The organism is Gammaproteobacteria bacterium (assembly GCA_036381015.1).
In the GTDB taxonomy this organism is placed as follows: domain Bacteria; phylum Pseudomonadota; class Gammaproteobacteria; order Steroidobacterales; family Rariloculaceae; genus ZC4RG20.
Genome location: DASVDR010000005.1, coordinates 99,775 through 113,137 on the forward strand (window position 1 = coordinate 99,775; position 13,363 = coordinate 113,137).

General features: G+C 68.5%; 14 protein-coding genes and 1 pseudogene. 13 read left to right on the forward strand and 2 right to left on the reverse strand.

What is annotated here, in order from left to right:
* From VF329_01240 to VF329_01260, 5 genes are all read left to right on the forward strand, one after another.
* Positions 1-1,617 (forward strand): ankyrin repeat domain-containing protein, encoded by a 1,617-nt coding sequence (locus VF329_01240; GenBank protein ID HEX7079623.1) that lies wholly within the window; start codon positions 1-3, stop codon positions 1,615-1,617.
* 148 nt (positions 1,618-1,765) lie between these two features.
* On the forward strand, positions 1,766-2,665 hold the full coding sequence (locus VF329_01245) for an alpha/beta hydrolase (protein HEX7079624.1): 900 nt from the start codon (positions 1,766-1,768) through the stop codon (positions 2,663-2,665).
* Between the two features lie 34 nt (positions 2,666-2,699).
* Positions 2,700-3,515 carry a hypothetical protein gene (locus tag VF329_01250; GenBank protein HEX7079625.1) on the forward strand — a complete coding sequence of 272 codons (816 nt, stop codon included), beginning with the start codon at positions 2,700-2,702 and terminating at the stop codon, positions 3,513-3,515.
* Positions 3,516-3,525: 10 nt separating this feature from the next.
* On the forward strand, positions 3,526-4,527 hold the full coding sequence (locus VF329_01255; GenBank protein HEX7079626.1) for a hypothetical protein: 1,002 nt from the start codon (positions 3,526-3,528) through the stop codon (positions 4,525-4,527).
* 48 nt (positions 4,528-4,575) lie between these two features.
* Entirely contained in the window at positions 4,576-4,986 is a 411-nt protein-coding gene (locus VF329_01260) for a DUF6152 family protein (protein HEX7079627.1), read from the forward strand.
* Positions 4,987-5,017: 31 nt separating this feature from the next.
* On the opposite strand, the gene VF329_01265 is transcribed toward VF329_01260, so the two are convergent.
* Positions 5,018-6,247: a citrate synthase family protein gene (locus VF329_01265; protein HEX7079628.1), complete on the reverse strand. Its 1,230-nt coding sequence runs from the start codon at positions 6,245-6,247 to the stop codon at positions 5,018-5,020.
* Between the two features lie 82 nt (positions 6,248-6,329).
* Between VF329_01265 and VF329_01270 the strand changes: the two genes are divergently transcribed.
* The 4 genes from VF329_01270 to VF329_01285 all read left to right on the forward strand — a co-directional run bounded on the left by VF329_01270 (position 6,330) and on the right by VF329_01285 (position 10,764).
* Entirely contained in the window at positions 6,330-7,445 is a 1,116-nt protein-coding gene (locus VF329_01270) for a citrate synthase (protein ID HEX7079629.1), read from the forward strand.
* A gap of 27 nt (positions 7,446-7,472) precedes the next feature.
* The gene (gene argE, locus VF329_01275) at positions 7,473-8,648 is read left to right on the forward strand and encodes an acetylornithine deacetylase (GenBank protein HEX7079630.1); all 1,176 of its coding nucleotides are present in this window, start codon (positions 7,473-7,475) and stop codon (positions 8,646-8,648) included.
* An 88-nt stretch (positions 8,649-8,736) separates the two neighbouring features.
* Complete coding sequence (locus tag VF329_01280) at positions 8,737-9,504, forward strand: glutamine amidotransferase (protein ID HEX7079631.1); 768 nt, start codon at positions 8,737-8,739, stop codon at positions 9,502-9,504.
* A gap of 42 nt (positions 9,505-9,546) precedes the next feature.
* On the forward strand, positions 9,547-10,764 hold the full coding sequence (locus VF329_01285) for a PQQ-dependent sugar dehydrogenase (GenBank protein ID HEX7079632.1): 1,218 nt from the start codon (positions 9,547-9,549) through the stop codon (positions 10,762-10,764).
* 18 nt (positions 10,765-10,782) lie between these two features.
* Here the strand turns inward: VF329_01285 and VF329_01290 are convergent, their stop codons facing one another.
* Positions 10,783-11,013, reverse strand: coding sequence for a hypothetical protein (locus VF329_01290; GenBank protein HEX7079633.1), 231 nt, complete (start codon positions 11,011-11,013; stop codon positions 10,783-10,785).
* 362 nt (positions 11,014-11,375) lie between these two features.
* Between VF329_01290 and VF329_01295 the strand changes: the two genes are divergently transcribed.
* From VF329_01295 to VF329_01310, 4 genes and pseudogenes are all read left to right on the forward strand, one after another.
* Entirely contained in the window at positions 11,376-11,876 is a 501-nt protein-coding gene (locus VF329_01295) for a hypothetical protein (GenBank protein HEX7079634.1), read from the forward strand.
* Between the two features lie 10 nt (positions 11,877-11,886).
* A complete protein-coding gene (locus tag VF329_01300; GenBank protein HEX7079635.1) occupies positions 11,887-12,405 on the forward strand; it encodes a hypothetical protein in 519 nt (172 codons plus the stop codon).
* A 157-nt stretch (positions 12,406-12,562) separates the two neighbouring features.
* Positions 12,563-13,056 (forward strand): annotated as a pseudogene (locus VF329_01305) (insulinase family protein).
* Entirely contained in the window at positions 13,038-13,313 is a 276-nt protein-coding gene (locus tag VF329_01310) for a hypothetical protein (protein ID HEX7079636.1), read from the forward strand. The pseudogene VF329_01305 and the gene VF329_01310 overlap by 19 nt, the downstream one beginning before the upstream one ends.
* Positions 13,314-13,363 lie beyond the last annotated feature (50 nt).

Below are 13,363 nucleotides of genomic sequence, written 5' to 3' on the forward strand. Positions count from 1 at the left end.
ATGCGCACCAGGCTCGTCGGCTGCGGGGCGGTGCTCGCCGTCCTGGCCGCCTTCCCGGCGATCGCCGGCGAGCTTTCGCTCGTCGAGGCCGCCGAGTCCGGCGATCGAGCGGCGGCGATCGCGCTCCTTCGGGAAGGCGCGGACCCGAACGCCCGGGGGCCGGACGGCTCCACCGCGCTGATGTGGGCGGCGCATCATGACGACGCCGAGCTCGTCCGGCTGCTGCTCGACGCCGGGGCCAACGTCGACGCGAGAAACGAATTCGGCGCGTTCGCGCTGTCCGAGGCCGCGATGATCGGCTCCGCGCCGGTGATCGAGGCGCTGCTCGAGGCCGGCGCCGATCCGAACGCGATGAATCCCGAGGGCGAGACGCCGCTGATGGCCGTCGCGCGCACGGGCAATGTCGAAGCCGCGGCGCTGCTCGTCGATGCTGGCGCCGACGTCGATGCCAAAGAGGAGTGGGGCGGGCAGTCGGCGCTGATGTGGGCGGCGGCGCAGAGCCAGCCCGAGATGGTGAAGTTTCTCGTCGCGCACGGCGCCGACGTGAACGCGCGCGGCAAGGTTCGCAACTGGCCGCGAAAAGTCATCCGCGAGCCGCGTCCGAAGGACATGAACCAGGGCGGGTTCACGCCGCTGCTCTATGCAGCGCGCGAAGGCTGCATCGAGTGCGCACGACACCTCGTCGAGGGCGGCGCGGACATCGACATGCACGACCCGCACCGGGTCACGCCGCTCGTGATGGCGCTGTTCAACCTGCACTTCGACCTCGCCGCCTATCTGATCGAGGCGGGCGCCGACGTCGACAAGTGGGATCTTTACGGCCGCACGCCGCTCTACATGGCGGCCGACACGAGCACGTTGCCGGTCATGGGCAACGGCGCGATGGTCGTGCTGCCGAGCACCGACGATCACAGCGCGCTCGACATCGCGCGGATGCTGCTCGAGCGCGGCGCCGACCCGAACATTCAGCTGAAGCGGCGGCCGCCGTACCGCAACGTGCCGCAGGACCGCGGCGGCGACGGCATCCTCTCGCAAGGCGCGACGCCGCTCCTCCGGGCTGCGCGCGCCGGCGACGCGCCGTTCGTGAAGCTTCTGCTCGAGCACGGCGCGCTGGTCGACCTGCCGAGCAATCAAGGGGTCACGCCGCTGATGGCGGCGGCCGGCGTCGAGTACGGCCTGCGCGTGACCCGCGGGAGGAACCGCACGGAGGAGGGCGTGCTCGAGACGCTCCGCTTGCTGCTCGACGCGGGCGCGGACATCAACGCGCGCATGGTCACCGAGCCGAAGGGGCAGACCGCGGCGCATCTCCTCGTCATCGAGCAGCGCTTGGGCGACTACAGCTACGACTACCGCGGCCGACAGGTGCCGAGCCCGCGCGCAGTGCCGCATCGCACGGCGCTGCACGGCGCGGCGATGAAGGGCTTCAACTCGATCGTCGAGTTCCTCGTCGCGAACGGCGCGGACCTCTACGCGAAAGACGCGAACGGCGCGCTGCCGATCGACTTGGCGAGAGGCGACTATCGAGAGCCGTTCCTGCGGCAGCCGGCCGAGCCGCACGTCGAGACGGTCGCGCTGCTCGAGCGGCTGATGGCCGAGAAGACCGCGCAGAACCGCTGACCCCGTCCGTCCCCTGCCGACGACGGTCCGATCGGGCCTCCATTCCGTCTTGCCTGCCGACGGCGGGGTGCCGAGCCGGCACGTTGTCACGGCGGCCGTCGATCGGTCACAATCGCAGAGGGGATCGAACAAGAGGGCATGAGCCCCGATGAAACCGTTGATCGGCACCGCGGCGACACGGCCCGCGCGCATCATTGCGGGCACGGTATTGTCGGCCGCCTTCTCCTTTTCCGCATTCGCGCAGTCTCCGGCTCCGCAGCATGCCGACGTCACGTACGCGGTCGTCGACGGTCGGGCTCTGAAGCTCGACCTTTATCTGCCTGACTCGGCCACGCCGCCGCCGCTCGTCGTCTGGGTGCACGGCGGCGCCTGGCGCTTTGGGTCGAAGGAGTCGCCGCCGGCGAATTTCGTCGATTCGGGGTTCGCGCTCGCGAGCCTCGACTTCAGGCAGTCCACCGACGCGCCGTTTCCGGCGATGGTGCACGACATCAAGGCCGCGATTCGCTACTTGCGCGCGAATGCCCCGCGGTACGGCTACGATCCGGATCGCATCGCGATCGCGGGCGCGTCGTCCGGCGGACATCTCGCGGCGCTCGTCGGCGTCACGAACGGGCACGAAGCGCTCGAAGGCACGGTCGGCGAGCATCTCGACGTCTCCTCCAACGTGCAGGCGATCGTCGTCTACTTCGGCGCGTCGAACCTCACGACGATCCTCGATCAATCCACGCCGGCGGGCCTGCGGGTGCGAGCACCGGCGGTGCAGCTCCTGCTCGGCGCCGCGCCCGACGCCGTCCCGGAGCTCGCCCGGCTTGCAAGCCCGGTGTTCCACGTCGACGCCTCCGACCCGCCGCTGCATCTGCTGCACGGTGATCAGGACACGCAGATGCCGATCAATCAGGCGCACGAGCTCTACGGCGCCTACGAGGCGCTCGATCTGGACGTTTACCTCGATGTGGTGCATGGTACCGGCCATGGCGGCCGCGCGTTCTATAGCGGCGAGCACTGGGCGCGCACGGAGGCGTTCCTGCGGCGCGCGCTCGGCACTTGACGCGTAGGTCCGCGGGCGCGTGGTGGGAGGGGAGATGAGAAAATCGTTTGCGCGCGCCGCGGCCGCGTTTGCTCTGGCCGTCGTCTGCTCGGCGCCGGCCTTCGACACCGCAGTCGCACAGTCCGAGAGCTTCGAAGCGCCGCGCACCGCGAGCGGAGCGCCCGACTTCAACGGCGTATGGCAGGCGCTGAACGAGGCGAACTGGGGGCTCGAGGGGCATGCGGCCTACGCCGGCCCGGTGCTCGAGCTCGGCGCGGCCTACGCGACGCCGCCGAGCCGCGGTTTCGTCGAAGGCGGCACCATTCCGTACCAGCCGTGGGCCGCGAAGCAGCGCGACGAGAATTTCGCTCACCGCCTCGAGCGCGATCCGGAGGTCAAGTGCTATCTCCCGGGCGTGCCCCGCGCCACGTACATGCCGCATCCGTTCCAGATCATTCAGAGCGACTCGCACATCATGATCGCCTATCAGTATCGGGGAGCGGTGCGCACGATCTACATGAAGGATCACAAGCCGGCTCCGGTCCCGAGCTGGATGGGCTGGTCGAACGGCCGGTTCGAGGGCGATTCGCTGGTCGTGGAGACCACCGGCTTCAACGGCATGACGTGGTTCGATCGAGCGGGCAACTTTCATGACGAGAACCTGCGGGTCGTCGAGCGTTTCACGCACCTGAGCCCGAATCATCTGATGTACGAAGCCACGATCGAGGACCCTACCGTCTTCACTCGGCCGTGGACGATCCGCATGCCTCTGTATCGGCGCGTCGAGCAGAACGCGCAGATCATGGAGTTCAAATGCATGGTGTTCGTCGAGGATCTTCTCTACGGCGACTTGGCGAAGCCGGAACAGTGAGGGAAGGCAAATGAGTCATCCACACACGTCGGTGCGGCGCGCGGCCGCCGTCCTGTGCGGCGCGGCGCTGCTCGTGCCGTTCTGCTTCGAGGAGGCTGCGGCGCAAAGCTGGCAGGTGCCGCGGACGCCCGACGGGCAGCCCGATCTTCAAGGCTACTGGACGAATGCGTCGTTCACGCCGCTCGAACGCCCCGAAGAGCTCGGGAACAAGGCGTTCTACACCGACGAGGAGCTCGACGCGCTCATCGAGAGGAGCGTCGCCAGGGGCTTCGATCAAACCGAGCCGGGCACGACCGCGGACGTGCACTACGACCTCTCGCAGTTCGGCCTGACGCGCGGCCAGGACGGTTTCGTGCGCAATCGGCGCACGTCGCTGATCGTGGATCCGCCGACCGGGCGCATTCCCGCGATGACGCCGCAGGGCGAAGCGCGGCAGGCGGCCCGGGCCGAAGCGCGCCGGCGAAATCCGCCCACGGACCGCGTGCAGAACATGGGGCTACCGGCCCGCTGCATCATCTGGGGCGCCGATCCCCCGATGCTGCCGATCGGTTACAACAGCCATCTGCAGATCGTGCAGTCCGCCGACTACGTGATGATTCTCGTCGAGATGATGCAGGACACGCGGATCATCCCGCTCGACGGCCGGCCGCACCTGCCGGAGAACATTCGCCAGTGGAAGGGCTCGTCCGTCGGCCACTGGGAGGGCGACACGCTGGTCGTCGAGACCACGAACCTCACGGACAAGACGGCGTTCCGCGGCGCGAGCGAGAACCTTCGAGTGATCGAGCGGTTCACCCGCGTGGCCGACGACACGATTCTCTACCAGTTCACGGTGGACGATCCGTCGACGTGGGTGCGGCCGTGGTCCGGCGAGGTGCCGATGACACGGTCGGAAGGGCCGATCTTCGAATACGCCTGCCACGAGCATAACTACGGCGTGAGAAACACTTTGGCCGGCGCGCGGGCCGAGGAAGCCGCAGAGCGCGCACGGCAGCAGTCTGCCACCGAGTAGGCCGCGCCGTTTGGAGGACGATCAGGGGGCCTTATGCAAACGCTCTGGATGAAAACGATCGGCGCGATCGTCGCGTGCGCCGGTCTCCTGGCCGCGTCGGCTTCGAGCTGGGCGCATCATTCGTTCGCGTCCGAGTTCGATGTGGACCGGCCGGTCCGGCTGGAAGGCAAGATCACGAAGGTCGAGTGGGTGAACCCTCACTCCTGGTTCTACCTCGAGGTCCAGGGCGAGGACGGGAAGCCGGTCGTCTGGATGATCGAGGGCGGTAGCCCGAACGCGCTGATCAGACGCGGCGTCACGGCTCAGACCGTTCCGGCGGGCACGGAGCTGATGGTCGAGGGCTATCAAGCGCGGGACGGCAGCAATACCGCCGTCGGGCGCTCCTTCCTCCTCGGCAACGGCGAGCGCTTGTTCCTCGGCGGCTCCGCCGAGAACGTGCCGGCGCCGCAGCAGGAGTGAGGCCCGCGGCTCGCGCGTAGCGCCACGCCGTTCACCCCCGCGATTTCGGCGCCGGCCCGACGTAAGTCGCGCGCGGCCGAATCAACGTGCGGGCGCGCATCTGCTCGCGGCCGTGCGCAGCCCATCCGACGCTTCGGCCGACCGCGAACAGCCCGATGCCGGCGAGCGGCGGCAGCTTCAGCACGCGCGCGAGCACGGCGAGCGCGTAATCGATGGTCGGGAGCACGCCGACGGCTTTCCTCACCTGCTCGGGCAGATCGCGCGTCAAGAACCGCTCGCCGACGCGGGCCTCTACCGCATCGAGCAACGCCGACGCGCGCGGGTCGCCGTCCCGGTAGAGCGGGTGACCGAAGCCGACAAAGCGCTCGCCGCTTTCGGCTTGCTCGCGCACGCGCGCCAGCGGGTCGCCTTGCATCAGCTTCTCGAGCTGATGTGCAGCGCGCGTCGTCGCGCCGCCGTGAAGCGGCCCTTTCAATGCCGCGAGGGCTGCGATCGTGCCTTCGTACAGGTTCGCCCCGGTGGATACGGCGCAGCGTAGCGTGAACGTCGACGCGTTCAGCTCGTGATCCGCGAGCAACACGAGCGCCATCCGCACGAGATCCCTGCCTTTCATATCGAGGCCCCATGCTGCCGCGAGCTGCTCGTGCACGGGTGCCGCCGAGAGCTCGCAGCCTGCGACGAGCGCCGTCATCAGCCGCGTGATTCGAGCCGCGGCCCGCGCGAGGCCGTGATCGGTGCGATTGAATGCTCCGTCGTCATCTCGGCCGCCGACGGCGAGCGCTGCGATGCAGCGGTCGATCGGATGGCTGCCCCGCGTCGCATCGATGACCTGCCGAAGAAGCGGCCCCATGCACGGAAGGTTTTCCGACGAGAACGCGTCGTAGTCGGCCGTTTGCCACAGAAGGCCGGCCGCGGTTTCGAGCGACGCATGTCGTGCGAGCTCGCAGGCGTCGACGCCTCGGTAGTAAAGCCTGCCGTCATCGATCAGCGAGATCGCGGAAGCGAGCACCGGACGGCTCCACGCAAGCGCCTCGGCGCGCCGCTCGACCGGCATGTCGCCCGGCGGCGGAGCGCGCCGCTCGCGCAGCGCCCGCACGTCCTCTGCGCGGTAGCGCTTTGCACGCTCGCCCCGTACCGGCTCGGAGCGAACGAGCCCGCGGCTGACGTAGGCATAGAGCGTGGCGACCGAGACGCCGAGCTCGGCCGCGGCCTCGCGTGCGCTCAAGTAGGGCCCCGGCTCCGAAGCGCGTGATGTCTTCATATTGATGAGCTTAATCAAGATTGATCGCTTCGCGAAAGCGGTGCAGATTGACGTCGGTCTTTCGCGAAAGGAGAGAATCGCAATGGGTGCGACTGCCGGCGCCGCGGGACCGCCTCGCGCGATCCCCGGGCTCGAAGGAATCGCGGCCGCCGAGACCGCGCTGAGCCACGTCGAAGGAGACTCGGGCCGCTTGATTCTGTGCGGCTACGAGCTCGCGGAATTCGCGGAGCGGCACGACTTCGAGACGGCCGCAGCGCTCTTCTGGGGCGTTGCGGAGGATCGGCCGCCGTCCAGCGCCGCCGACGTTCGGGCCGCTCTGGGCGCGGCCCGCGTCGCGGCGTTCTCGCGTTTCGCGGACCTCGTTCCGGCGTTCGAGGGCCTCACGCCGTCGGAGGGCGTGCGGCTCGGCCTCGCGTCGCTGCCCGGTCGCGAATCGGGGGCGCACGTCGCGGCCGCGGGCGCCGTCCCCGTGTTCCTCGCGAACGTGGTGCGCCTCGCGCGCGGCGACCGGCCGATCGCGCCCGATCCGCGGGCAGAGCACGTGGCGGACTTTTTCCGCATGCTGCGCGGCGCGCCGGCCGATCCGAAGGAAGTCGCGGCGCTCACGACCTATCTCGTCACGGTCATGGACCACGGGATGAACGCTTCGACCTTCACCGCGCGGGTCATCGCGTCCACGGGCGCCGGCCTGTCGTGGGCCGCGCTCGGCGCGTATGCCGCGCTCACGGGCCCGCTTCACGGCGGCGCTCCCGAGCCCGTGCTCGACATGCTCGACGCGATCGGCACGCCCGAGCGCGCGGCGGCGTGGATCGAGACGACGCTTCGAAACGGCAAGCGCCTGATGGGGTTCGGCCATCGCATCTATCGGGTGCGCGACCCGCGCGCAGACGTGCTGAAGGGCGCGCTCGAGCAGCTTGCGCCGTCGGGCGAGAAGCTCGAGCTTGCACGCGCCGTCGAGACGGCCGCGCTCGATGCTTTGCGCCGCCACAAGCCCGGGCGCAGGCTCGAGACGAACGTCGAGTTCTACACGGCGATGCTGCTCGATGGGCTCGGCATGCCGCGCAGCGCATTCACGCCGCTGTTCGCGATGGGCCGGGTGGTCGGCTGGACCGCGCACGCGCTCGAGCAGCGGCGCACCGGGCGCCTGATTCGCCCCGAGTCGATCTATGTCGGGAGGCGGCCGGTTGAGGTAAGTTAGAGACCATCGTCCGCCCGCACCCCACTCGTGAGTCTCGGCACGGAACAGCTTCTCGCGCGCCTCGTCGCGCTCGATACGACATCGAGCCGGTCGAATCTCGAGCTGATCGAGACGATCGCGGACTACCTCGACGGGCACGGCGTGGCGGTCACGCTCGTTCACGACGCGGCCGGGCAGAAAGCCAATCTCTTCGCCACGATCGGCCCGGCGATCGACGGCGGAATCGTCCTCTCCGGGCACTCCGACTGCGTGCCCGTCGACGGCCAGCGCTGGTCCACCGATCCGTTCCGCGCCGTCACCGTCGGCGGGCGTATTTACGGGCGCGGCACGTGCGACATGAAGGGCTTCATCGCGTGCGTGCTGGCCCTCGTTCCGGAGATGGTCGCGGCGAAGCCCAGAACGCCGCTGCATCTCGCGTTTTCCTACGACGAGGAGCTCGGCTGCCGGGGCGTGCCGACGCTTCTCGCGAAGATCGCGCGCGAGTTGCCGCAGCCGCGCATCGCGATCGTCGGCGAGCCGACCGGGATGGCGCTCGTCAACGCGCACAAGGGGATCTACGCGTTCGAGACGGTGGCGACGGGCCTCGCCGCGCATTCGAGCCAGACGCACGAGGCGCTGTCGGCGGTCGTGCACGGCGCGGAGATCGTGTGCCGCCTCGATGCGCTCGCGCGCGAGCTTGCAGCCGAAGGGCCGTTCGACGCGGCGTTCACGCCGCCGTACACCACGATCAACGTCGGCCGGATCGACGGCGGCACGGCCGTGAACGTCGTCGCCGGCGAGTGCCGGATCGAGTGGGAGTGCCGCCCTGTGCCCGGGCACGACGTGCAGGCGGTGCTCGCGCGTCTCACCGAGTTCGTGGAGGGGGATCTGCTGCCGCGCATGCGTGCGCGCTACCCGGATGCGAGCGTCGTCACGCGGCGTGTCGTCGCGGCGCCTTCGCTCGTCCCGGCGGCCGGGTCGCCCGCGGAAGCGCTCGTGCGCCGGCTCACGAGCGCCGGGCCGGCACGTGCGGTCGCGTTCGCTACGGAGGCGGGGCTCTTTCAGGAGGCCGGGATGTCGGCGGTCGTCGTCGGCCCGGGCTCGATCGATCACGCGCACAAGCCCGACGAGCACGTCGCGATCGGGCAGCTTCGCGAATGCGAGACGCTGCTGCGCGCCGTGATCGACTACGCCCGCCGCACGGAAGCAGGGCAGGGCCCGTGAGCGGGCGGCACCGGCGCGAGCGTCCGGCCCTTGCCGCCGGTCTCGAGGGTGGTCTCGGCCGCCAGGCGAAAGCCGCCGCGGGGCCCGGATGAGCGCGCGCGGCGGCGGGCGGCCGCTCTCGATCTGGATCACCGGCGAGCCCGTGCCGGAGGCGAAGCGGTCGGCGGGGTCGTTCGCGGACATGATCCGCGCCACCGTCGGGGACGCGTGGGCCGGGCCTTGGGACGTGGTCGACTGCGTCGGCGAGGCCGCATTGCCCGGCCCGGGCGACGCGGCCGGCGTCATCGTCACCGGATCCCCGGCCCGAATCGCGGATCAGCTGCCGTGGATGCGCCGCGCACAGGATGGGCTCCGCCGGCTCGTCGAGGCCGACGTGCCGGTCCTCGGCATCTGCTTCGGTCATCAGCTGCTCGCGATGGCGCTCGGCGGACGATCCGGACCGAATCCCCGCGGCCGTGAGATCGGCACGGTCCGGGTCGGGCTGCACTGCTCCGATCCGCTGCTCGGCGACGGGCCGCGCGATTTCCCGGCGTCCGCGACGCATCTCGACACCGTGCTCGAGCTCCCGCCGGGGGCCGAGTCGCTCGCGGCCACCGCGCTCGACCGCTACGCCGCCGTGCGCTTCGGACCCGAAGCCTGGGGCGTGCAGTTCCATCCGGAGATGACGGCGGAGATTATCGGCGCGTACGTCCGGGCGCTTCGCGAAAAGCTGATCGCCGAAGACATCGATCCGGATCGGATCCTCGACGCCCGGCAGGAGACGCCGGAGGCCGCCGCCGTGCTGCGCCGCTTCGCGGCGAGAGTCGCCGCCGGCGGCACCTCCCCGAATGATCGAAGGTCGGCGAAGTCGGAGTAAGATCGGGCCCGTCGCATCGGGGCGATGGCAGGGGAGGTTCGAATGAGGCTCGTCAACGCATGCTCGGCGCTCTTCGCGCTCGTCGTGGTGCTGCCGCTCTCGGCGCAGCAGCGTGTTCCGTTCAACAACGGCATCCCCGTCGCGCCGGTGGGTCTGCCGGTCCCGCCCATTCCGTCGGAGCCGGTGACGTTTGCGACGGGCGAAGGCCAGGACATTCGCGTCAGCGTCGTCGCGCGGGGCCTCGCGCATCCGTGGAGCCTCGCGTTCTTGCCCGGCGGCGGGATGCTCGTCACCGAGCGCAACGCCGGCCGGCTGCGCGTGATCCGCGACGGCGCGCTCGAGCCCGAGCCCGTCGCCGGCGTGCCTGAAGTGCGGGGCGTCGGGCTTTCCGGGCTCTTCGACGTCGTGCTGCACCCGGATTTCGAGAGCAACCGCTACGTGTATCTCACCTACAACAAGCCGCGCGGCGAAACGGGCAGCGCTCTCGCCGTGGCCCGCGGACGATGGGACGGGAAGGCCCTGGCCGGCGTCGAGGACATCTTCCTCGCGGAGGACGCGGGGAGCGTCTCGCGGATGGCATTCGGACCGGACGGCATGCTCTACGTGACGACGTTCGGCGGCATGGACGATGCGGCGCAGGATCCGGACAGCTACGCGGGCAAGGTGCTGCGCTTGAGGGACGACGGAAGCGTGCCGGACGACAATCCGTTCGTCGGCCGCGCCGGCTACAAGCCCGAGATCTACACGCTGGGGCACCGCAGCCCCTTGGGGCTCGCCGTGCACCCCGGCACCGGGCTGCTGTGGGAAGTGGAGATGGGCCCGAACGGCGGCGACGAGATCAACATCCTCCGGCCCGGCAGGAACTACGGCTGGCCGGTCGTGAGCTTCGGCCGCACCTATCCCGGCCCGTGGCAGTCGGACCACGGCGTTCCGACGCACGACGATTTCGAGCCGCCGGTCGTCTACTGGATGCCGTCGATCTCGACGTCCGGCCTCGCGTTCTATACCGGAAGCCGGTTGGCAAAGTGGACCGGCGACGTGTTCGTCGGCGGCATGCGGTACGGCGAGATCCCCGGCACCGGCCGACTGCAGCGAATTCTCTTCAACGAGAACATGCAGGAGCTTCGCCGCGAGTCGCTGCTGCTCGATCTCCACCAACGAATCCGCGACGTGCGGCAAGGTCCCGACGAGCTGCTGTACGCCGTCACGGACCACGAGGACGACGGGGCCGTGCTGCGCATCGAGCCGAGCGCCCCGTGAGCGGTCGGCTCGCGCCGTTCAGAACGGACAGCGGCAATCCAAACGGGTGCCGTGACTCGTGCAGACCATCGGCCTATCGCTCACGCAGGTGTACTGATCCACGTCGCGCTTGCTGGTCAGCACTTCGTCGATCGGGCCGAGGTAGACCTTCGCGGGATCGAGCGTCCGGCTGTCGTCGAAGCTGAGGCCGTCGAGGACGCTGCAGCCGCTCGTCAACGCGGCGCTAATGAGCACTGCTACTGCTCTCATGGGGAATGCCTCCTTGCCGAATGCGAGAATCGCCGATGCCCTGAACAGGCGCCTCATGCGCCTCGAGGGAAATCGAAAGCGGGGCGAAGCATCATTCGTGCCACGGCGGGGAGGGCGACGGCTTGCGACGGGCGCGCGCTTCGGGAAATCGCGGCTTGTGGTGGCTCGGCGACATGCTGTAGCATGCGACCGCCCCGAAGTTTGCGGGGTCGCGAGCCGGCCGCCGCAAATGTCGGGGCCGGCGCTTTTGTTTTGTTGCCTTTTGTTTTTTTGCGGTCGCCTCTGATTCGATCTCCAATGCGCGCCGCCCGTAACGCGTTGCAGGCTATCCGAGTCGACTCGAGGATGTAACGAGTTCAGAAATGGGAGATTTCATCCAAGCCATCGAAGGCTCCGCGATCGCCGTCTGGGTTCGCGAATCGCCATCGATTTTCGCGTACACCACGGTGCTTTCCCTGCACGCGATGGGTCTCGCTATCGTCGTCGGCGTCGGCGCGGCGGTATCGCTGCGAATACTAGGGGTGGCTCCGGGCATCCCGATCGCACCGCTGCTGAAGCTGTTCCCGGTGATGTGGATCGGCTTCACGATCAACGCGATTTCGGGCGTGCTGCTGCTCGCAGCCCGCGCGTCCGACATGCTGAGCAACGTGATGTTCATCATCAAGATCGTGCTGATCGCGCTTGCCGTGATCTCGATGGAGCTCTTGCGCGGGCGACTCGCGATCGACACCGCCACCGGCCAGCTGATCCCGTCGCCGAGAACGCGCGCTTTCGCGCTCAGTACGCTCGTGCTGTGGATCGCGGCCATCATCGCCGGCCGGCTTACTTCGTATCCGAACTTCGTCGCCAGCTTCTTCAGCTAGGGGTCGCGCAATGGAATTCCTGTCCGACTTGCTTGCCGCAACCGGCATGGCCGACTTCGTCAATGCGCACGACTGGGTCTGGCCGCTCTGCGAGATTCTGCACTTCGTCGGAATGGCGACGCTGATCGGGACCGTAGGCCTCGTCGACTTGCGTATTCTCGGGTTCGGGAAGGGCATTCCGATCCAGCACCTCGAGCGGCTCGTGCCGTTCGGTGTCGTCGCATTCATCGTCAACGCCTCCACGGGCTTCGTGTTCGTCGCCGGCAACCCCGTCGGCGGGCCGCAGTACTATCTCGAGAATCTCTCGCTGCAGCTGAAGCTCCTGCTGATGGTGATCGCCGGCATCAATGTGCTCGTGTTCTACTTCACGGGGATCGCAAAGGCCGCCGACGCCGTCGCGCCTGACGGCGATGCGCCGCCGGCGGCCAAGATCGTTGCCGCCACGTCGCTCGTCGCCTGGTTCGGCGTGATCTTCTTCGGCAGGATGATCATGTACAACGACACGCTGTTGTACGCGCTGGGGTTGTAGGCCGCGATTCGCCGGCTGGGCCGGCGGGCCCAGCCGCCGGGTATCCGAAGAGCCCGGTTCGATAGCAGCAGCTACCATTCTGACGCCCAGAGCCGTCCCATATCCCGGCACGCGCCGGATGGGTGACAGATGACGACGCCGCGGGCTGGTTGTCGATATGGGATCCATTGTCGAAGACGACGATCAGCGCGGCGTCGCTCATTTCCTCGAGCACATGGCCTTCAACGGCACCGAAAATTTCGGAAGCAGGAGCTCGTATCCTTCGTAGAATCCCTCGGGATGCGTCTCGGGCCGGATTTGAACGCGAGCACGTCTTTCGACCAGTCGGTTTACACGCTGACCGTGCCGACCGACAGCGAGGACGATATCGAAACAGCGTTTCAGATCCTCGAAGACTGGGCCCACGGCCTGACCCTCGACCCGCAGGAGATCGAGAAGGAGCGCGGCGTCGTGCTCGCGGAGCGGAGAGCGCGCCGGAACGCGAGCACGCGCGTCCAGGAAGAACGCGACCAGGTCATCTTCAGCGGCTCCCGATATGCAGAGCGGGTTCCGATCGGCACGCTCGAGAGCATCGAGAGATCGACCGCGACGCCCTCGTCCACTTCTATCGCGATTGGTACCGGCCGGACCTCATGGCCGTCATCGCCGTAGGCGATTTCGACGCCTCGCGCGTCGATAGCCTCGTGCGCGAGCACTTCGAGGGACTCGCGGGTCCCGTCAACCCGCCGAAGCGCATCGACTACGGCGTGCCGATGCACAGCGAGACGCTGTTCTCGATCGTTGCCGATCCCGAGGTGACCGAGACGACCCTAGCGATTTATTACAAGCACGCCTCTCGGATAGATCCGACGATCGGCGGTTTGCGAGCATCGATGCTGATGGAGATGTATCAAAGCATGCTCTCGTAGCGCCTTCGGGAGGTTGCGCGCGAGCCCGATGCGCCCCTTCAGCTTCGACT

Bases quoted from the DNA above. Each gene is read 5' to 3' on its own strand.
- VF329_01240 (HEX7079623.1), top strand. From the start codon at position 1: ATGCGCACCAGGCTCGTCGGCTGCGGGGCGGTGCTCGCCGTCCTGGCC.
- VF329_01245 (HEX7079624.1), top strand. From the start codon at position 1,766: ATGAAACCGTTGATCGGCACCGCGGCGACACGGCCCGCGCGCATCATT.
- VF329_01250 (HEX7079625.1), top strand. From the start codon at position 2,700: ATGAGAAAATCGTTTGCGCGCGCCGCGGCCGCGTTTGCTCTGGCCGTC.
- VF329_01255 (HEX7079626.1), top strand. From the start codon at position 3,526: ATGAGTCATCCACACACGTCGGTGCGGCGCGCGGCCGCCGTCCTGTGC.
- VF329_01260 (HEX7079627.1), top strand. From the start codon at position 4,576: ATGAAAACGATCGGCGCGATCGTCGCGTGCGCCGGTCTCCTGGCCGCG.
- VF329_01265 (HEX7079628.1), bottom strand. From the start codon at position 6,247: ATGAAGACATCACGCGCTTCGGAGCCGGGGCCCTACTTGAGCGCACGC.
- VF329_01270 (HEX7079629.1), top strand. From the start codon at position 6,330: ATGGGTGCGACTGCCGGCGCCGCGGGACCGCCTCGCGCGATCCCCGGG.
- VF329_01280 (HEX7079631.1), top strand. From the start codon at position 8,737: ATGAGCGCGCGCGGCGGCGGGCGGCCGCTCTCGATCTGGATCACCGGC.
- VF329_01285 (HEX7079632.1), top strand. From the start codon at position 9,547: ATGAGGCTCGTCAACGCATGCTCGGCGCTCTTCGCGCTCGTCGTGGTG.
- VF329_01290 (HEX7079633.1), bottom strand. From the start codon at position 11,013: ATGAGAGCAGTAGCAGTGCTCATTAGCGCCGCGTTGACGAGCGGCTGC.
- VF329_01295 (HEX7079634.1), top strand. From the start codon at position 11,376: ATGGGAGATTTCATCCAAGCCATCGAAGGCTCCGCGATCGCCGTCTGG.
- VF329_01300 (HEX7079635.1), top strand. From the start codon at position 11,887: ATGGAATTCCTGTCCGACTTGCTTGCCGCAACCGGCATGGCCGACTTC.
- VF329_01310 (HEX7079636.1), top strand. From the start codon at position 13,038: ATGGCCGTCATCGCCGTAGGCGATTTCGACGCCTCGCGCGTCGATAGC.